The sequence below is a fragment of the Streptomyces sp. NBC_00090 genome (assembly GCF_045160815.1).
GTDB lineage: Bacteria > Actinomycetota > Actinomycetes > Streptomycetales > Streptomycetaceae > Streptomyces.
Genome location: NZ_CP108224.1, coordinates 8,498,937 through 8,518,037, shown reverse-complemented (window position 1 = coordinate 8,518,037; position 19,101 = coordinate 8,498,937). Strand labels below are relative to the sequence as shown.

Annotated in this window: 12 protein-coding genes and 1 pseudogene; 9 read left to right on the top strand and 4 right to left on the bottom strand. The window is 72.4% G+C overall.

All coding sequences use genetic code 11. The features are described 5' to 3' along the window. The first annotated feature begins 5 nt into the window (after positions 1–5). Genes OG361_RS37800 through OG361_RS37785 form a run of 4 tightly spaced genes read left to right on the top strand, consistent with a single transcriptional unit; the run spans position 6 to position 8,664 of the window. On the top strand, positions 6–4,643 hold the full coding sequence (locus OG361_RS37800) for a hypothetical protein (RefSeq protein ID WP_405860952.1): 4,638 nt from the start codon (positions 6–8) through the stop codon (positions 4,641–4,643). Between the two features lie 2 nt (positions 4,644–4,645). After that, a complete protein-coding gene (locus OG361_RS37795; RefSeq protein ID WP_405860950.1) occupies positions 4,646–6,370 on the top strand; it encodes a hypothetical protein in 1,725 nt (574 codons plus the stop codon). Continuing rightward, a complete protein-coding gene (locus OG361_RS37790; protein WP_405860948.1) occupies positions 6,367–7,320 on the top strand; it encodes a WD40 repeat domain-containing protein in 954 nt (317 codons plus the stop codon). Before OG361_RS37795 ends, OG361_RS37790 begins: the two co-directional genes overlap by 4 nt. A gap of 42 nt (positions 7,321–7,362) precedes the next feature. Next, positions 7,363–8,664, top strand: a complete 1,302-nt coding sequence (locus OG361_RS37785; protein WP_405860946.1) for an Ig-like domain-containing protein — start codon at positions 7,363–7,365, stop codon at positions 8,662–8,664. Between the two features lie 93 nt (positions 8,665–8,757). On the opposite strand, the gene OG361_RS37780 is transcribed toward OG361_RS37785, so the two are convergent. Beyond that, the gene (locus tag OG361_RS37780; RefSeq protein ID WP_405860944.1) at positions 8,758–8,886 is read right to left on the bottom strand and encodes an RICIN domain-containing protein; all 129 of its coding nucleotides are present in this window, start codon (positions 8,884–8,886) and stop codon (positions 8,758–8,760) included. A gap of 41 nt (positions 8,887–8,927) precedes the next feature. Next, positions 8,928–11,159 carry an RICIN domain-containing protein gene (locus OG361_RS37775; RefSeq protein ID WP_405860942.1) on the bottom strand — a complete coding sequence of 744 codons (2,232 nt, stop codon included), beginning with the start codon at positions 11,157–11,159 and terminating at the stop codon, positions 8,928–8,930. Positions 11,160–11,802: 643 nt separating this feature from the next. Here OG361_RS37775 and OG361_RS37770 point away from each other — a divergent pair. Together OG361_RS37770 and OG361_RS37765 are read left to right on the top strand one after the other, a co-directional pair. Then, entirely contained in the window at positions 11,803–12,810 is a 1,008-nt protein-coding gene (locus OG361_RS37770) for a LacI family DNA-binding transcriptional regulator (RefSeq protein ID WP_405862656.1), read from the top strand. A gap of 298 nt (positions 12,811–13,108) precedes the next feature. Continuing rightward, positions 13,109–14,152, top strand: coding sequence for a LacI family DNA-binding transcriptional regulator (locus OG361_RS37765; RefSeq protein ID WP_405862654.1), 1,044 nt, complete (start codon positions 13,109–13,111; stop codon positions 14,150–14,152). A 24-nt stretch (positions 14,153–14,176) separates the two neighbouring features. Here the strand turns inward: OG361_RS37765 and OG361_RS37760 are convergent. Beyond that, positions 14,177–14,490: pseudogene (locus OG361_RS37760) on the bottom strand (LacI family transcriptional regulator); the annotation flags it as partial. A 223-nt stretch (positions 14,491–14,713) separates the two neighbouring features. Here OG361_RS37760 and OG361_RS37755 point away from each other — a divergent pair. The 3 genes from OG361_RS37755 (at position 14,714) to OG361_RS37745 (ending at position 17,993) form a co-directional block, all read left to right on the top strand. Continuing rightward, positions 14,714–16,042, top strand: coding sequence for an ABC transporter substrate-binding protein (locus OG361_RS37755; protein WP_405860940.1), 1,329 nt, complete (start codon positions 14,714–14,716; stop codon positions 16,040–16,042). A 200-nt stretch (positions 16,043–16,242) separates the two neighbouring features. Continuing rightward, complete coding sequence (locus OG361_RS37750; RefSeq protein WP_405860938.1) at positions 16,243–17,118, top strand: carbohydrate ABC transporter permease; 876 nt, start codon at positions 16,243–16,245, stop codon at positions 17,116–17,118. After that, complete coding sequence (locus OG361_RS37745; RefSeq protein WP_405860936.1) at positions 17,115–17,993, top strand: carbohydrate ABC transporter permease; 879 nt, start codon at positions 17,115–17,117, stop codon at positions 17,991–17,993. Before OG361_RS37750 ends, OG361_RS37745 begins: the two co-directional genes overlap by 4 nt. Positions 17,994–18,056: 63 nt before the next feature. On the opposite strand, the gene OG361_RS37740 is transcribed toward OG361_RS37745, so the two are convergent. After that, a complete protein-coding gene (locus tag OG361_RS37740; RefSeq protein WP_405860934.1) occupies positions 18,057–19,016 on the bottom strand; it encodes an SMP-30/gluconolactonase/LRE family protein in 960 nt (319 codons plus the stop codon). Between the last annotated feature and the right edge of the window lie 85 nt (positions 19,017–19,101).

The window sequence follows — 19,101 nt, the reverse complement described above, 5'->3', positions numbered from 1 at the left end:
GACAGATGACAGACCTCGGCGCGCTGCGCCGCGCCGTGACCGAGGCCGAGGAGCGCCGCGCCCTCCTCGGCGCCCAAGCCACCGCCGCCGACCGGCAGGCCGCGTTCGCCCGCCTCGGCACCGCCCGGCGGGCCCTGGACGAGGGCGTGCGCTCCCTCGCCGGGAAGGGGTTCGACCCGCTGCTCGCCGGTCTCGATCCCGAAGTGCCACTGCTGCTCCTGCCCGTACGCCTGGAGACCCGGCTGCGGACGGACGGGGAGCTGGACAAGCTGCTGGTGCGGATCTTCCCCGACGACATCCACGTCGAATCGCACGAGCCGCACCCCACCGACGGCGAGGTCCAGCAGGGCCGCCGGTACTGGCGGACGGTGTGGCGGGCCGGCCGCGCCGAGAACGCGGACGGGGACCGGGCCCGGCTGTTGCTCGCCGCCTGGGGGCAGCTGTCGGGGGCACTCGGTGCGCAGCGGGCGCGCCGGCTCGTCCGGCTGCTCACGCCCGTGTCGGACACCCGTCCGGAGGCGCCGCTGCCGGACGCCGCTCCGTGGCCGGAGCCGGCCTGGCCCGAGGTGCCGGTCCGCGGGCGGGGCTGGAACCGGGCGGCGACCGCCTCGACGCTGCCGGACCTGTTCGTCGTACGGGCGTACCAGGGCGATGTGCTGGTCGGCGAGAAGGAGGGCGAGCCGGTCCCGGACGTGGTGCAGCTGGGCCCCGACCCGGATGCCGAGCCGGCACCGGACGGCCCGCACCTCGATCCGGCGCTGCGCTGGCTGACGGAGTTCGGGGAGGCGGAGCGGAAGGGGCTCGCCGTCACCGTGCCGCTCGACAGGGAGGGTTACGACCGGACCCGCGAGCCGCTGCTGACCAGGGTGGTCGCGTTCGGCGTATCCGGCTCCCTCGACCCCGAGGCCTCGGCGGGGCGGCTCGCCCGGCTGCTGTCCGGCCGGGACGGCGACGGCGAGGCCGCGTTCGTGGCGCAGGGCACCGCGACCAACAACACGGAGGACGGCGGCGGCTCCGCACCGGCGCCTCCGGACGTGGACCGGCTGCTCGGGGCCGCCGCGCCCGCCGCGCCGCCCGACCCGTGGGCGAACTGCTCCCGCGCAGCGGCCGCGTTCGGCCTTCCGGTGGCCGCCCTCACGGACGTGCCCGGAGCCGACGAGCCAGAACAGGCCGACGCGCGCGCCCTGCAGATGGCCCTGTGGAGCGCCACCGGAGACTTCTACCTCGACGAACTCCTGGAGAAGGACAGGGGAGGCGCGGAGCTCCCCGTCGACCGGTCCTGGCTGCGCCGCCACTACTTCGAGAACGTACGGGCCCGGGGTCCGCTGCCGGTGCTGCGGCTGGGCCGGCAGCCGTACGGCGTGCTTCCGGTCACCGCCACCGCGCGCTGGCAGCCCGATCCGGGGCGCGAGCCGTCGGGCCTGACGGGGCTGCACCGCGTGCTCGGCGTGCTGCGTCCCTTCTGGGAGGTCGGTGTCGGCAGCCTGCCGCGGGTCGGCGGCCCCGACCAGCCCGGGGAGACCCTCGCGCTGCCCAAGCCGGAGCGTGACGTCCTGCGCGCCCTGGGGATGGCGCCGGTGTCGCGGACGGCGTCGGTACGGTCCGTCCAGGGAGGGCTCCTCGCCTGTTTCAAGGACGTCTCGCTCAGCCTGAGCGGCATCAGCTTCGGCGGCACCGGGTACTGCGTCGGCGACACACCGGAGGACCTGCACTCGCAGGCCCTCAACACGGCGCTGGGCATCGGCTACCGGCCGCGGATCAGCCACCACGTCAACGGCGCGGCGACCCGGCTGTGGCTGCCGTACGTGCGTCCGGTGAACCTGCCGGCGGGCGTCGATCCGGCGGACGACCTCAGCGGTTTCCTCAACAACGTCGTCGAGCGCTTCGAGATGCGCAAGCTGATGATCCGCAAGGAGGAGGCCCGCACCCTTCTGGAGGCGCTGCTGCGGCACACCGCGAACCTGGAGTACGGGCGGGCGGCCAGCGGCGTCCGCGACCCGGACGCGCTCTGGCCCCGGCTGCGGTTCGCCGACGCCCTGCTCAACCCGCAGCACGAGTTGAGCACCATCACCGGGGCCGGGCTGCTCGCCCGTCCCTTCACCCTCGGCAAGATCATGGCGCTGTCCGCGCCCGGAACCGACGCGGACGGCGGGGCCGACCGGGGCACGACGGTGCTCCAGGCCGTCCTCGGTGCCCGCACCTCCATGGCCGGACAGGTCGTCGAGGCGGCGACCCGGCGCAACGGCGTCCTCGCGCTGCTCGGCACGGAGCGGCCCTGGAGCGTGCGCCTCGCGGAGATCGACGCCGCCCTGCAGTACCTGGCCGGCCGGGTGAAGACCTGGCGGGACCGCGAGGAGGACCCCTTCGCCGCCATGGAGCGGCTGCTCGGCGAGTGCCTCGATCTCGTCTCGCACCGGCTCGACGCCTGGATCGGATCCCTCGCCACCGCGCGGCTCCACGCGCTGCGCAGCCCGGGCCGGCGCCCGACCGGGGTGCAGTTGGGCGCGTACGGCTGGGTGGAGAACCTGTCGCCGCGCACCGTCCCGCGCAGCCGGGGCTGGGTGCTCGCGCCCTCGCTGCCGCAGGCCGCCACGGCGGCCGTCCTGCACAGCGGCGCCCTGTCGCACCCCACCGACCCCGGTGCCTTCGCCGTCGACCTGTCGTCGCGGCGGATGCGGGTGGCGATGACCGTCCTCGACGGGATCGCCCAGGGCCAGCCGCTGGGGGCGCTGCTCGGCTACCGGCTCGAGCGGCGGCTGCACGACGAACGCGAACAGGCCGAGGCGCCGCTGGAGCTGGACCGGTTCATCGCTCCGCTGCGGGCGAAGTGGTCGGTGCAGGCCGTCCAGCACTCGGCCACGGGAGCCCAGGAGTTCATCGGCGCCCACGACGTCACGGACGGCGCTCGGCTCGCCGAGGTGCCCGAGAGCGAGGTCGTCGCGCATCTGCGGGCCCACTCGGGCAACCCGCCGATGACCGGTGCCGAGGAGAAGGCCGTACGGCGCCACCTGGTCTCGCTCCGCGACGACCTGGACGCGGTCGGGGACCTGCTGCTCGCCGAGAGCGTCCACCAGTTGACCCAGGGCAGTCCGGACCGGGCCGGCGCCACGCTGGAGTCGCTCGCGGCGGGCGGGCAGCCGCCGCCGCGGCCCCAGGTCCTCGACACGCCGCGACGCGGCATCCCGGTGGGCCACCGGGTCCTGGTCGTCGTGCCGGAGGGGGCGGCCCGCGCGGCGGGCTGGGACGGCGCGCAGCAGATCGTACGGGCGCGCGCCAAGGCCGAGCCGCGGCTCGACACGTGGGCGGGTCACCAGCTGGGGGCCACCGGCCGGATCAGGCTGCGGGCCGCGTGGCTGCGGCCGGGCCAGGAGGACGGGGGCGGCACGGCCACCGTCACCGAGCACACGTGGCCCCTCACCCGGTACTGCGCCCTGGACGTGGTGGCGCTAGCGGCGACGGGGCGACTGCGGACCGTGCTGGAACGCGAACTCCTGACGCAGCGGCCGCCGAACGTGCCGGCCGACGCCATCCCCGTCCTGCGCCCCGGTCGGGCATCGGGCTGGGCCCGCACTGCCCTGGACATCGCCCAGGTGGAGGCGCTCGGCACGGCGGTCGCCGGAGTGCTCGCGGCCGCCCGGCCCGGCACCGCGGCCGAGCTGGCATCCGCCCACAACCCGCCCGAGCCGGTGGTGGACCCGCAGTTCACGGCCCGTGCGCAGGAGGCGGTCGACGGCCTGCGGGCGGCGGTGAACGCGAAGGATCTGGAGGCGCTCGCCGCGTACGGGGTGACCGGACCGCCGGCCGGCCCGGCCGGGGAGCAGGCCGACCAGCTGGCCGCCGCCCTGCGCCGGGCCGAGGAGCGGCTGACGCTCGCCCGGCAGGAGACGGAGCGGGGCGGGCCCGGGGCCGCGGCAGCGGTCCTGGAGGCGGTGTTCGGCCCCGGGTTCCGCGCCGTGGGCCTCTCGGCGCCGCCCGGTGCCGCGGCGCTGGACGACTCGTTCGGCTCGGGGCTGGACCGCGGGGGCGACGTCCTGCTGGTGCCGGGCGACTGGGTGGAGCTGATGGGCACGGTACGGCCGGGGACCGGCGCCCTGGCGGACCTGCTGCTGCACACCGGGGCCGCGGCGACGGGCGCCGGGTACGCCCTGCGGATCGGGCAGGTGCCCTTCGCGACGGGCGACCGCTGGGTGGGCGCTCGGCGCAGGCCCGAGGACGAGGAGAAGCCGGCTACGGGACTGGTCGTGCACGGCCCGGTCCAGCCGCTCGCGGCGGGCAGGGCCGCGGTGCTCGTGGTCGACGCGTGGTCGGAGCTGATTCCGTCCCAGCGGCACACCGCGGGCGCCACGTTCCACTACGACGCGCCCGGGGCACGGGCCCCGCAGGCCGTGCTGCTCGCGGTGCCGCCCGTGGTCGGCGCGCCGTGGACGCCGGACGTGCTGGCCGCCACCATCGGCGAGGCGTTCGACCTGGCGAAGCTGCGGCTCGTGGACCTGGACGCGCTGGGCTGGCTGGGGCGTTACCTCCCCGCCGCCTATCTGCCCGAGGGGGCGATGGGGACGGCGCCCAGCATCCACGTCAAGGACCTGATGAAACGGGCTGACATGGCCGACATCGTGGCGCACCTGATCAAGAAGGAGTCCTGACGATGTTCGATGTCATGGCCTTCGGCCAGTACCACCGTCTGGAGCCGGTGGTCCGGCCCAGCGGCACCGGTGGTCAGCTCGACGAGGCGCTGGCGGCCCGGGTGGCCGACCCGTTGTTCCTCCTCGCCCGGCAGTGGCAGCTGGCGGAGTTCACGGGTGAGGACGGCGGTTCACCGGTGTGGTGCCGGATCGACACCGAGAGCACACCGCTCGCCGCCTTCCGGCCGTCAGGCGACGGAACGGCCGTGCCCCTGCAGAAGGGGGTGCCCCTGGAGTATCTGGCGGAGGCCGGGGCGGCGGCGGGCGAGCCGGCGAAGGGTCTGCCGCTGCGGGCCTCCGCACGGGCCGGCCGGCGTTTCCTCGACACGCTCCGCACACAGAGCCTGTCGGGCGCCGTCCTGGAGCAGATCGACAGCGCGGTGCTGGCGAAGGCGCCGCTGCCCGAGCCGCCCGCGAACCCCGAGGAGGATCCGCTGCGGCGCGACCCGGCCGGGCGGGCCCTGCGCGACGTACTCGCGGACCGCGTACCCGACGGGGCCGCCCTCGCCGGGCATCTGGACGGCGGCTGGCGGCCGCCGGGGCTCACCGGGGCGCAGCAGGCCTCGTTCGACCGGGCGGCGGAGCTGTGGCTGGAGTGGTTCGGGGAGCGGTACGGGCCGCCGGTGCCGTCGAGTTGGGCACGGGAGCGGCTCGAGCACCGGTTCGCGGTCACCGCCGCGCCGGGCGGTCGGCCGGTGACGCTGACGGCTCCGGAGTACACCGGGGGCGCCGCCGACGCGTACCACTTCGACCTCGACGCCGGCCCGACACCGCTGCCCGAGCCGAACGGCGGCACGGCCGCGGAGGTGCTGCCCACCCGGGTCACGTATCCGGGCATGCCGGCCGAGCGCTGGTGGGAGTTCGAGGACGCGACGGTCAACCTGCCCGCCATCGGGGCGGGAGTGCCGGACCTGGCCCGGCTCCTCGTCGTGGAGTTCGCGAACGTCTACGGCAACGACCACTGGATGATCCCGCTGGAGCTGGACACGGGCGCGCTGCACCGGATCGCCGAGCTGACGGTCGTCGACACCTTCGAGGAGACGACGACGCTCGACCCGGCCGAGGACGGTCACTGGTCGGTGTTCCGGCTGACGAACGCCCATGACGGCAAGCCGGGGCCGCCGTTGCTGCCGCTGCTGCCGACGGCTTCGGCACGGCTGGAGGGCGCGGCCGTCGAGGAGGTGCTGTTCGCCCGCGACGAGATGGCCAACCTCGGGTTCGCGATCGAGCGGATCGTGCAGAGCGCCACCGGTAGACCGCGGGTGCGGGCCGACGAGCCGCCCGACGCGGATCCGCAGGTGCCGCCGACCGACCCGGCGGCGCTCGCCTACCGGCTGCTCACCCCGGTGCCGGCGAACTGGATCCCGCTGGTGCCGGTGCCGCTCGAGGCGGGTTCGGCGGCCGTGTGCCTGCGGCGCGGGCAGATCCCCCGGTTCCGGCCGAACGGCAGTCGGCTGCCGCAGGTCAAGGCGGCCGGCCGGATCCTGGAGCCGGAGGTGAAGCGGGTGTTCTTCCGGGACGAGGAGGTGCCCCGGTCGGGAGTGACGGTCACCCGGGTGCCGGTGGTCGCCCGCGGTGAGGACGGCCGGGTCTTCCAGTGGGTGGGCCGGCGCGTCCGCGCGGGGCGGGGCGAGGCCTCCAGCGCCCTCGCGTTCGACGGGGCCGTACCGCCGAGGGGGACGACGTGAAGATCAACGCCTACCCGACCGTGATCGCGCTCACCTCCGACGACGCGGAGATCGTCGGGGTGGACACGTACGGGCAGATGTTCCGCTGGGACCGGCTGCTCGGGCTGGACCTGGCCGGTCCGCTGCCCCTGCACGACCGGACCGTCTGGGGGATGGTGCTGACGCCCGACGACCGGGAGGTCGTCACCGCGGGTGCCGACGGCACGGTGGGACGCTGGGACCGGCTGACCGGCAGGGCGCTCGCCGAGCGCTTCACCGCCCACCAGGGCCCGATCCTCGGCCTGGCCCGCACACACGACGCCCTGGAGCTGGTCACCGCGTCCCGGGACGGCACCGTCCGCCGCTGGGAGCGGACGACCGCGAACCCGCTCGGCGAGCCGCTGCGCGGACATGTCGGTGCGGTGCGGGCGGTGGCCCTCACCCCCGACGAGGACCTGATCGTCACGGCCGGTCAGGACGCCACCGTGCGGCGCTGGAGCCGTACGGACGGCACGCCGCTCGGCGAGCCGCTGCGCGGACACGACGGTCCGGTACAGGCGCTCGCGATCGGCCCCGACGGGCGGGAGTTCGCCTCCGGCGGCCTCGACGGCACCGTGCGCCGGTGGGACCGTGGTTCGGGTCGCCCCGTCGGCACGCCGCTCGTGGCGGGGGCGCCGGTGCGGTGCCTGCTGCTCACCGGGGACGGCGAGGTCGCGGCGGCCTGCGCGAACGGAAGCCTCCACCGCTGGGACCGGACCGGCCAGCGCGTCGGCGCGGTCCTGGCGGCCCACCAGGCCGGCGTCTGGTCCATGGCGGCGACGCGGGACGAGTCGGAACTCCTCTCGGCCGGCTGGGACGGGCAGCTCCTGCGGTGGGAGCGGCTCACCGGGGTGCCGCTTCGGCCGGCCCGTACGCGGACCCGGATCGAACTCGTGCCGCGCCTGGAGATCCACGGCACCACTCCCTTCTGAGCCGCTTCCTGATGCCCTGTCCGCCCCTGTTCGGGAGAGCCGATGCCGTCCATCACCCTCGACACCTCACAGCTGACATTCCCCGTCGTCGCGGTCTGCCGGGACGGGCAGAGGGCAGGGGACGGCCTCGTCGACGGGGCGGCCGTACCGCCGCCGGAGGTCCCGCTGCCCGCTGGTACGGGCTACCGGCTGCGCCTGGGCGACGGCACGACGGCCGGCGTCGCCTTCGACGTACGCGAGGACGGAACCCTCGACTTCGCGCCCGAGCACGACGCCTTCCTCGGCGGCCGCGGCGGGCATCGCCTGACCGTACGGGGCGTGCCGATCACCGTCGACGCCCGGGCCCTGGACCATCCGCTCACCCCGGACCTGCCGGGCGCCGCTCCCCTGGCTCCCGACCGGGTCCACGAATTGCGGCTGCTGCCCGCCGCTACGTACCGACTGCGGGTCGAGGCGGGCACCGCCGACGGGAGCCTCGACTTCTCCGTCACTCCGGACGGGCAGGTCGAGCTCGCCCTGGAGGCGGAGGCCGCCGGTGTCGCCGACGCCACGGGGAACACCCTGACGGTCCAGGGACGCACCGTCACCGTCGACGGCCGCTCCCTCTCCCACGGCCTGCTACCGGTCGGTGTGCCGGACGCCGGCGGGGGCACCTTCCTGTCCCCGAGCACCGTGCATCGGCTCACGCTGCTGCCGGCCGCCGGGTACGTCTTCCACGCGGCCCCCGGCACGACCGCCGACTTCTCGTACACGGTCAGCGCCGACGGGACCATCGACTACGACGCCTCCTGCGACAGGTTCCTGACGGGACGCGGCACGCACAAGCTCGTCGTGGGCGGCTTCCCGGTGGCATTGTCCGCGGCCGGTGCGGACAGCGACCTCCTCGGCCTCGCGGCTCTCGACGGGGCGCCTCGTACCCCTCGCGAACTGATCGCCGTCCTCGCTCCCGCCGGCTACCAGCCTCGGACGGCGCACGGCGTCTGCAGCGGCTTCCGCCTCGCCCGCGACGGCACCCTCTCCGTCGCCCCGGCGGGCATCCGCTCCTACGCCCCGATCACGACGGACACCCCCGCGACCGCGGCCGACGGACTCACGACCCTGACGGTCCGCGTCGCCCAGGCCACCCCCGGCGGGCCTCCGCCCCGGGGCAGCGTGACCTTCACGGCGAACGGGCTGTCCCTCGGCACGGTCCGCCTGGACGACATGGGCCTCGCGACCCTGCGCACCACGATCCCGCCCGCAGGCGATCAGGGGATCGTCGTCGCGTACGAAGGGGACGACGCGCACAGCCCCTGCACGACGGCCCTTCCGCTGCGTGGCGGGGGGACGACGCCCGGGGTCTGACGGACGAAGGACTGTGTGCGGTGATCGGCTCCTGCCCCGTGTTCGTGAGGCAGGAGCCGAGGAGTCACCGCGGTCCGGGCGAGGGTGCTGATGTCAGCCGCGGGCCCACTGCCGGCTCGTACCTCCGTTGCAGGCCTGGAGCTCGACCTTGGCGCTGTTGGCCGTGGACGCTCCCACGACGCCCAGGCTGCTCTCGGTCAGGCCGGGTACCGGGCCTCGCATGCGCCGGTACCCGGCCTGGTCGTGTCACCCGAGTGGGCGGGTCAGTTGATCGACCACTGCTGGAGCGTCGTTCCGCTGTCCGTCTGCTGGGTGACGAGAGCGCCGTTGGTGGTGGAGGCGGTGGTGAGGAGCAGCCCGCTCCTCACCGAGGCCACCTTGTACGTTCCGTTCGCCTGAGGGGTGACGTTCCAGCGCTGGTTGCTGCCACCGGTGCAGGTCCACTGGATCACCTTGGCGCCGGCGGCGGTCGAGGCGCCCTCGACGTCCGCGCAGAGGCCGGACTCCGAGTTGACGATCTCGTAGGAGCCGTCGGCCTGCTGGGTGAACCTCCAGGTCTGGTTGGCACCGCCGCTCGGGGTCCAGGTGACGAACTGGGTGCCGGCCGTGGTGCTGTGGTCGGGGTTGTCCAGGGCCTTGCCACCGGTGACGAGCGTCCGGTTGCCGTTGAGCGTCGGGGCGGCCGTCCCGGTCACGGTGAGACTCAGGGTCTGCTCGTTCGCGGTGCGCGCACCTCCCACGGTGTTGCCGGTGGTGTTGGTCCAGGTACGGGTGGGGGTGGTCTCGGCGAGTCGGCCCGACGTGCCGGACAGGCCGATCACCAGGCCGCTGTAGCGGTTGACCAGGCGGTAGGTCCCCGTGGGAGCGTCATCGGCGGCGGAGGCGCCGGGGATCACGAACCACTGCTGGCCGACGGTGGGGCCGCCCGCGGGCATGGTGGTGACCGTGGGCTTGGCGCCCCAGGCACGGCCCGTGGTGGAGGAGGAGTCCACCCCCAGGAGCTGGCCGGTGGAGGCGTTGGCTATGCGGTGGGATCCGTCACCGTTGGCGGTGAAGCTCCACGACTCCAGGGAGGCGCCGGTGGCGGTGGGGACGGAGGTGGTGGTGTTCCCGCCCGAGAGCTGGGCCAGGACCCGGCCGTCGGCGTTGGCGATCCGGTAGGTCTTGCTGGTGTCGATCGGAGCGGCGGGGGCGGATGATTCGATCGAGAGGTTGACGTACTCGGCGGAGGAGCCGCCCGAGCACCCGAAGGAGCAGTAGGAGCGGAAGTTCTTGCCGATGATGCCGGAGCTGGTCCTGTTCGCGCTGTCGAGGAACCAGCGGTACCACGAGGCGTTCTTGTAGGTTCCCGTGTCTCCGAGCCGGAACCACTTCTGCGTGGTCAGGTTGTCGGTGGCGTAGATCTCCTGGGACGCGTTGCCGCTCTGGTCGACGTTCTGCGGCTCGCCGATGTAGAGCCCGAGGTACGCGTTGTAGGTGATGTCCATGACGAACAGGGGCGACGTCGACGGCATGGTGCCCGCGGCGACCTGCTGGTTGATGGTGCCGGAGTTGAACGGACTGTACTCCTTGGCGGGAGGGGTGTACCCGGTGGTGCTGGAAGCGCCGACGGGAACCATGTTGCTTTCCTTGCCCCCCTTCCCGGGCTGCGACCAGCCGCCGTTGTACCACTTCTGCCATGAGGCGGGTGCCATCTTGCCGGCGATCGGCGCGCGGGCCACGTGGCTGTAGAAGGCCCCCCAGCCACCTCCCTTGTTCACGATGCGCGAGCCGTAGAAGGCGTAGAAGTAGCCCGACGCGGTGTCGACGAAGAGTCGCTGGTCGCCATCGCCGTAGTCGTAGGTCTGCTGCGGGAACGCGGCGGTGTCACCCCGGGTGGTGCTGTACGGGGAGGTGATGACGTGGTCCTTGATCGACCACGTGCGGCCCTGGTCCTTCGAGACCGCGTAGTCGATGGCGTCGAAGTGGAGGCTGTCACCGAAGGGCTCCGGGGTGAACTCGTTGTGGACGAGGCCGTACCAGTCCCCGGTGTCCGGGTCGACCCACACACCGGCCAGGTCGCAGTAGTTGCGGTGGGCGTAGCCCGAACCGGCGGGCGCGTACGTGGACTCCAGGCCGGTGGGGCTGTTGTTGCACCGCCAGGTGGTGTCGTTGTTCCTGTCGTTGGAGTTCGCCGGATTCACCGCGTCGCTGATCGTGCTGGAGCGGGTCGCGGTGTCGAAGTTCGTACCGGTGAAGAAGTCCCACTTCCGCGTGTCGTTCGCTCCGTAGAGGGCGTGCGCCTGCTGGAAGTAGAACGTGCCGTCCTTGTCGATGTACGGCGCGGCCGGGGTGTCGGTCGGATGGGTCCACGACCCCTTGGACCCGACGGTGATGCTGTAGGTGGTGGCCTCGGCCGCCGCCGACGCCGATGCGGAGGGCAGGGCGCTGCCGCCGGCCGCGGCGACGGTCAGGGCGACGAGTGCGCCGACCAGCCTTCGTCTGGGAGCTGACACGGGTACTCCTTGGATGCTGCGCGAACGGCGACAGCGTCTGCGGGGGAGCTCACCGGCAGGACCGGCCAGGGGTGACCGGCGGAGCACGGTGGTCCTCGCCCTGGCCGGCGAGGCCGGGCGTGGGGACACGAAGGTGTTTCCGGGTGAACAGGGCCGGCAGTCGCCGGAGTCGGTGCCGGCCGAGGGGCCAAGCGGTGGTGCGTGGTGCGGTGGTGCGTGGTGCGTGGTGCGGTCATGCCGGGTCGTTCGCCGGGAGGGGCGACGCGCCGACCGTCGGCCGGGAGTACGAGCGCACGCTCGACGGCCGGTTGAGAGCCTCCTGGTCGTCGCGTCCGAACCGCGACCAGGTCTCCGAAGGTCCTGGACCGAGTCGGCGCGAGCGGCAAGGCGGTGAACATCGAGGGGAAGCCTCGGGTCGTCGACAGGTCCGGGTCGCGGGCCTGCCGACAGATGGGAACGTACGGCTCCTTTGACCGGTAAAACAAGGGTCGCGCCAAAATTCCTCGACAGAATCGAACGGATCCGGACGCCGCCGACTCGGCGTCAGGAGTCCTCTGTCAGGGCGGCGTTGACCGGAGCCCAGGGCAGGGATACGTTGCTGACCTCGACTTCGATCGGTCGGATGAGGTTTCCCATGGTGACGATGCAAGACGTGGCACGACGAGCCGGCGTCACAAAGCAAACGGTTTCCAACGTCGTCACGGGACGGGTCGGTGTCCGCCCGGTCACCGCGGCGCGGGTGCGGGCCGCGATCGACGAGCTCGGATACGTGCCGAACCTGGTGGCCCGGTCCCTGGCCACCGGCAGCACGCGCACGGTGGGCCTGTTCGTCCCCACGGTGGGCACGGCGTTCTACGCCGACCTGGTCGAGGAGGCCGAGGACGCGCTGGACGAGCACGGTCACCACCTGCTGCTGTGCACCACCCGCCAGAGCGGGGAGAGGGCACGCCGACACTTGGCAGGACTGACGAGCCGCTCGGTGGACGCCCTGCTCATCGCCGGCGACCAGGATCTGCCCGACCATCTGCCGCTGCTGTCCGACGCCCGCTTTCCGGTGGCCCTGTGCGCCTGGGAGACCGACGCACCCGAGCAGTTCCCCATGGTCACCGTCGACTACGAACAAGGCGGTCATCTGGCGGGCCGCCACCTCCGCGAGCTGGGACACCGGCACGTCGCGGTCCTCGCGAGTCCCGCGCACACCCGCCGGGTGGCGGGCTTCCGGAGGGCGTTCGCGGAGACGGGCGTGGCGATACGCGACGACGCCGTCCACATCGCCCACGAACCCTCCTTCCGAGGAGGATTCGACGCGGCCAGGGCCGCCCTGGCCTCGGCCACCGGCGTGACCGCGCTCTTCGCCACCCATGACGTCCTCGCCGCCGGCGCACTGGAGGCGGCCTTCGTGGCGGGCCGCTCCGTGCCGGACGACCTGTCCGTGGTCGCGTACGACGACTGCCCGGCCGGACCGTCCTCCCGGCCCGCACTCACCAGCGTGGTCCTGCCGAGGCGCCAGATGGCGCGCCAGGCGGTGGGGCTCCTCCTCGACGCGGTGGCCGGCCGGGAACCGTCGTCCCGACGCCGGACGATGCCGCCGGAACTGGCCGTACGGGACAGCAGCGGCCCGGCCGTACAGGATCGCGTCGTGCTGGGCTAGCCGGTCCACGGCGGCACCGGCCGTCCGGCTTCGGGACGGGGTCGTTCATCTTCCGACGCTCTCGCCGAACGCGGCGATCACTCATCCTCACGCCTGGGGGGGGTGAATGGTGGGCCACTGGTCGGAACCATGTCAGGGACTGTTATCGATGCCAGCACAGGGGGTGATCGAAAGGCACGGGCGGGTAACATACTGGTTGGACCAGTGTGGCAAACGCGTGTGGTCGATACCATCGAGGGTGGACAAGGAGGAGCGACCGGTGGCAACGGAGAGTCCCGGCAACGGGCGGGCACCCGGCATGGCGGACGTGGCGCGGGTCGCCGGCGTCTCGGCGCAGACGGTGTCGCGAGCCCTCGCAGGCCACCCCAACGTGACACCGAGCACCCGCGCCAAGGTCATGGCGGCCGTGGAGGAGCTGGGTTACCGCCGTAACAACGCAGCCCGCATGCTCTCGTCGGGCCGCAGCCGCACCATCGGCGTGGTGACACTGCAGACGAACTTCTACTCGCGTGCGGCCGTGACCTCCGGCATCGAGAACGCCGCCCGCGACGCCGGCTACGCGGTCAGCACGGCCACCACCGCCTCGCTGGACACGTCCGCGATCGAAGGGGCCCTGTCCCGGCTGGCCGACCAGGACGTCGAAGGCATCATCCTGTCGGTGCCCTTGATCCACACCAGCGAGCGGATCGAACAGCTCACCCGCGCCACCCCCACCATCACCATCGACGGTTCACGCACCGCCGCCACCGACGTGGTGGCCGTGGACCAGTTCATGGTCGCGAAGCTGGCCACGCAGCACCTTCTCGACCTCGGCCACGAGACCGTCTGGCACGTCTCCGGTCCTCGGGAATGGCTGGAGGCGGCCCGCCGGCGCGAGGGGTGGCAGGCAGCCCTGGAAACCGCCGGCCGCTCCGTACCCCCGCCGCTGGAGGGCGACTGGTCCCCCGGCTCCGGATACCGCAACGGTCTCGTCCTCGCGCACATCCCGGACGTCACGGCGGTCTTCGTCGCCAGCGACGAGATGGCCTTCGGAGTCGTCCGAGCCCTGCACGAGGCAGGTCGGCGCGTACCCGAGGACGTCTCGGTGGTCGGCGTCGACGACATCGAACTCGCCGAGTACTGCTCACCGTCACTGACCACGGTCGCCCAGCCGTTCGAGCAGATGGGGGCGCTCGCCGTGGCCGGCCTCCTGCGGCACATCGCCGACCCGGACTGCGCTCCCGACACCGTGCCCGTGGAACCGAAGCTCGTCGTCCGCGCGAGCACCCGCCCCGTGGGGACGAACGGCGACACCGCCCCTGGGACGCAGTCCGGCACCTCGGCCGCTTCCGCCCGGCCGTAGAACGACCGCCGCCGACTTCCCGGCGAACACGGCCGTCACCTCCGGGATCCGGCCCAGGATCAGTCCGTTGCGGTAGCCGGACGAGGGGGGGCCAGTCGCCCTCCAGGACGGGCGGAACGGCGCGCCCCTCCGCCTTGAGCGGCTCGCGCCGGCCCTGCAGTCCGCCGGCCGCGTCGAGCCACTCCGCCCGGGCCGGAGACATGCCGGACCGCCTCGTGGCCGAGGCCGAGCAGATGCCTCGTCGCCGACCGGGCGGCCTGCGACTGATCGTCGACCGCCACCACCTTCGACGCCGGCGTGCGGGATCCGTCGACGGTCACTGTGGGCAGCAGCCCGGTCGATTACCCCTCCCCTGACGATCGATTGATATCGACACCATGCCTGTGACACATGGTGAAGAGCAATACATGAGACAGGTATTGGCATCGATAACATTCGGTGCCATAGTTCCGGCCATCAGCGCAAGGAGCGTGCCCCCGTGCCGGCCTCGCTGCCAAACCCAACCCACAGCGGGCCCGCCTCTCATGCGCGGGTCCGACCTTGCCCATCCAAGGAGGGGCCGTGAAGGCATCCCGCTCCCGCGTCGTCGGCACAACCGTGGCCACCGCTCTCGCACTGGTGCTCGCCGGATGCTCGGCGGACAGCGGATCGGACGGCGGATCGCGCGGCGGATCGGACGGCGGATCGGACGGCGGCGAGTCCGCGGAGCTGACGTTCTGGGGCTGGGCCCCCGGCTACGCGGACGCCGTCAAGGCGTTCAACAAGACGCACCCCGGGATCAAGGTCACCTACCAGGAGGTGCAGCCCGGCGCCAAGGGCGGCTACCAGAAGATGCTGAACGCGGTCCAGGCCGGAAACGCGCCCTGTCTGGCCCAGGTCGGTTTCGAGACGCTGCCGAGCTTCGCCGCCCAGGGCGCCCTCCAGGACGTCTCGAAGGTGGCCCGGCAGGACACGGCGGACTTCCTTCCGGCGGCCCTGCACGCGGTCTCCCTGGGTGACGCGCTGTACGGAGCTCCTGTGGACACGGCTCCGATGGCGCTGTTCTACAACAAGAAGCTCTACGACTCCCTCGGTCTGAAGCCCCCGGCGACCTGGGCCGAGTACAAGGAGCAGGCGAAGAAGATCCACGCCTCCGGCCCGGGCCGGTACATCTCGTCCCCGTACCTGAACTACGACTACGCCGGCCTCGCCTGGCAGGCCGGCGCGAGCTGGTTCGGCGTCGAGGGCGACGCCTGGAAGGTCGGCGTCGCCTCGGAGGCCAACCAGAAGGTCGCCTCCTACTGGCAGGGCCTGGTCCACGACGGGCTCATCAGCCCCGCACCCATGTACGACCAGGCGTGGTACACGGGTCTCGGCAACGGCAAGATCGCCACGGTCGTCGGGGCCGTCTGGCAGGCCGGTGTGATCAAGGGCGGCGCCAAGGACGGCGCGGGCGACTGGGCCGTGGCACCGATGCCCCAGTGGAAGGCCGGCGACACCGCCGTGGGCAACGCGGGCGGCTCGGCCACCGCCGTCCTCAAGGGCTGCGAGACCACCAAGGCGGCCTGGACGTTCGCCCACTGGCTCAGCACCGACCGCACCACCTACGGCGAGCTGGTCACGAAGGCGTCGCTCTACCCGGCCTCGTACGGGCTGAAGGACCTTCCGCAGCTCAAGGCCAAGGACCCGTACTTCGGCGGCCAGCCGATCTACGACGTCTTCGCCCGGGCGTCCAGGAACGTCTCGACCGATTGGACCTGGGGCCCGGTCATGACCAAGACCACGGCGGACCTCGACGACGCACTCGGCAAGGCATGGGCCGGCAAGGGCACGTTCAAGGACGCGCTGACCACCACCCAGGACAAGACGGTCGCCGAGCTCCGGAACCAGGGCCTGCAGGTGGCGAAGTAGCCGTGCCCGCAGACCGGCGGCCGGCTTCCCCCATGGCCGGCCGCCCCTCCCCGCACTCGGCGTCGGACTGGACGAGAACCGGAAGAGAACCAGTGAGCACACAACACAGCGTGTCCCCGCCGGGGACACGCGCGGCGCGGACCGCCGCACCGTCACGAAGGGTCAGGTCGCTGCCGCGGCGGCGAGCGCGGGAGACCGCGTTGAGCAGACGCACGCTGTTGCTGTTCGGCGGACCGTTCGTCCTCCTCTTCCTGGCGATGTACGTGGCCCCCATCGTCTACGCGACGGTGAGCAGCCTCTACGTCGTCAGGCGCTCGGGGCTCGGACTGACGCCGCCCACGAGGGAGTTCGACCCCTTCCACAACTTCGCCACGGCGTTCGCGGACGAGGACTTCCTCGCGGGGCTGGGGCGGGTCGGTCTCTTCGCCGTCGTCCAGGTGCCGGTCATGCTCGGGCTCGCGCTCGGCCTCGCGCTGCTCATCGACGCGAAGTCGGCTCGCGGCAAGGGGTTCTTCCGTCTCGGCGCGTTCCTGCCCTACGCGATCCCGGGGGTGAGCGCGGCTCTGGTCTGGTCGTTCATGTACTCCTCGGAGTCCAGCCCGCTCAACCACCTCCTGGAGCCCCTGGGCATCCGCATCCCCTTCTTCGACGGGGGCATCGCACTCTGGTCGGTGGCGAACATCGTCACGTGGAGCTGGACCGGCTACAACATGATCATCATCTACAGCGCGCTCCAGACCATCCCCGCCGAGGTCCTGGAGGCCGCCAGAGTGGACGGCGCGTCCGCGCTGCGGACCGCGTGGAGCATCAAGATCCCGGCCGTGCGCAGCTCGCTCGTCCTCACCGCGGTGTTCTCCATCATCGGCTCGGCGCAGCTGTACAACGAGCCGGCCGTGCTCCAGCCGATATCCAGCGGCGCGATCACCTCGGCCTTCACCCCGATCATGTCCGCCCAGGCCGCGGTGGCCGCGGGCAACTACCCGTACGCCGCGGCGCAGTCCGTGGTCCTCGCCCTCTCCGTGGGCGTCCTGTCCTTCGTGTTCTTCAAGCTGACCGACAGAGGGGACAAGGCATGAGCGGCCCGACCCGAGGCTCCGGACCGTCCGGAAGCAGGCGGGCGACGACCGCGGCGGGCCGAACCGCCGTCCTCGCGCCCCTGCTGATCTCCACCGTGTACTTCCTCTTCCCGCTGTGGTGGCTCTTCGTCGCCGTCACGAAGCCCTTCGGCCGCCAGTTCAGCGGCAACGGCCTCTGGTTCGACGGCTTCGGCCTCGTCGACAACGTCGCCAGGCTCACTGCCCAGAACGACGGGATCTTCTGGCGCTGGATGCTCAACAGCGTCCTCTACTGCGGCATCGGCGCGCTCGCCGGAACCCTGTTGTCCGCCATGGCCGGCTACCTGCTGGCGAAGTACGAGTTCCGTGGCCGCGGAATGCTCTTCGGCGCGGTACTCGCCGCCGTGCTCGTCCCGAAGATCCTCTTCACCCTGCCGCTGTATCTGATGTTCTCCGGGATCGGTCTGATCGACAATCCGCTCGCCGTCCTGCTGCCGAGCATCGTCAGCCCGTTCGGTGTCTACCTGGCGCGTGTCTTCGCGGTCCAGTCGATACCTGACGAGGTGATCGAGGCCGGACGCCTCGACGGGGCCGGGGAGTTCCGCATCTTCCGCACCGTCGCGATGCCGATGATGCTGCCCGCGCTCGTGACCGTCTTCCTGTTCCAGTTCGTCGACATCTGGAACAACTACCTGCTGCCGGCGATGGTGCTCAGCGACGACCACCTGCAGCCCGTCACCGTCGGCCTCGTCGGCTGGAACGCCAGCCACGGGGTCGCCGTCCCGGCACCGCTCGTGGTCATCGGCTCGCTCGTCTCGGTGGTCCCGCTGGTCATCGCCTTCCTGGCCCTGCAGCGCTTCTGGCGCGCGGGCATGACCGCCGGAGCCGTCAAGTGACCCGCGCACCAGGCCCGCCGGCCCGTCCGGAGATCCCTGCCGTGGACGTACCGCGGCCTGTGGTCAGCGGGCCGCCGAGTCCAGCCAGGGCCGACGCCCCGGTCCGGTCGGGTGGGTGCCCGTGGCGCCCATGACCACCGAGTAGAGGCTGGTCTCCGCGGTGAGGAAGAGGCGGTTGCGCTTGGCGCCGCCCCAGGAGATGTTGGCCACCGCCTCCGGGACGTTGAGCCGCCCGATCAGGGTGCCGTCGGGGTCGTAGCAGTGCACCCCGTCGTCCATCGCGGCGACCCAGAGCCGGCCGCCGTCGTCGAAGCGGAGGTTGTCGAAGCGGGCCTTCTCGCGGCCCGCCGCGTCGGCGAAGACCTTGCCCTCGGACAGGGTGCCGTCGTCGCGTACGTCGAAGACCCGGATGAAGCCCGCTCGGGTGTCGGAGACGAACAGCTGCCGCTCGTCGTCCGAGAAGACCAGCCCGTTCGGCGCGGCGAAGCAGTCGGCGACCAGCCGCACTTCACCGGTGGCGGGATCGATGCGGTAGACGTTGTTGGCGCCGATCTCGCTCTCCGCGCGGTACCCCTCGTAGTCGCTGGTGATGCCGAAGTCCGGATCGGAGAACCAGATCGAACCGTCGGACTTCACGGCCGCGTCGTTCGGGCTGTTCAGTCGCTTGCCGTTCCACCGGTCCGCCAACACGGTGATGGTGCCGTCGTGTTCGGTGCGGGTCACCCGACGGTTGCCCTGCTCACAGGTGATCAGCCGGCCCTGGCGGTCGAGGGTGTTGCCGTTGGTGTGCCCGGCGGAGCGACGGAAGACGGTGACGGCGCCCGTCTCCTCGTCCCAGCGAAGCATCCGGTCGTTGGGGATGTCGCTCCAGATCAGCTGCCGCCAGGCCGGCAGGTAGATCGGCCCCTCGGCCCAGCGGCAGCCGGTGTACAGGAGCTCCAGTGCGTCGTCGCCGTTCATGCACCGTCCGGTGCGGAACCGCTCGTCGAACATCTCGTACAGCCCGGGGCCCTCGTTCGCCATCGTGTCCGTCCCTTCCTGAAGCCCTCATGCGCCGAACCTGATCCGGCTTGAGGTGAACATTGCAGGATGGGATACGGTCAGCGCA

Coding starts and splice junctions, on each gene's coding strand:
- OG361_RS37800 (WP_405860952.1), top strand. CDS start 6: ATGACAGACCTCGGCGCGCTGCGCCGCGCCGTGACCGAGGCCGAGGAG.
- OG361_RS37795 (WP_405860950.1), top strand. CDS start 4,646: ATGTTCGATGTCATGGCCTTCGGCCAGTACCACCGTCTGGAGCCGGTG.
- OG361_RS37785 (WP_405860946.1), top strand. CDS start 7,363: ATGCCGTCCATCACCCTCGACACCTCACAGCTGACATTCCCCGTCGTC.
- OG361_RS37780 (WP_405860944.1), bottom strand. CDS start 8,886: ATGCGAGGCCCGGTACCCGGCCTGACCGAGAGCAGCCTGGGCGTCGTG.
- OG361_RS37770 (WP_405862656.1), top strand. CDS start 11,803: ATGCAAGACGTGGCACGACGAGCCGGCGTCACAAAGCAAACGGTTTCC.
- OG361_RS37765 (WP_405862654.1), top strand. CDS start 13,109: ATGGCGGACGTGGCGCGGGTCGCCGGCGTCTCGGCGCAGACGGTGTCG.
- OG361_RS37745 (WP_405860936.1), top strand. CDS start 17,115: ATGAGCGGCCCGACCCGAGGCTCCGGACCGTCCGGAAGCAGGCGGGCG.
- OG361_RS37740 (WP_405860934.1), bottom strand. CDS start 19,016: ATGGCGAACGAGGGCCCCGGGCTGTACGAGATGTTCGACGAGCGGTTC.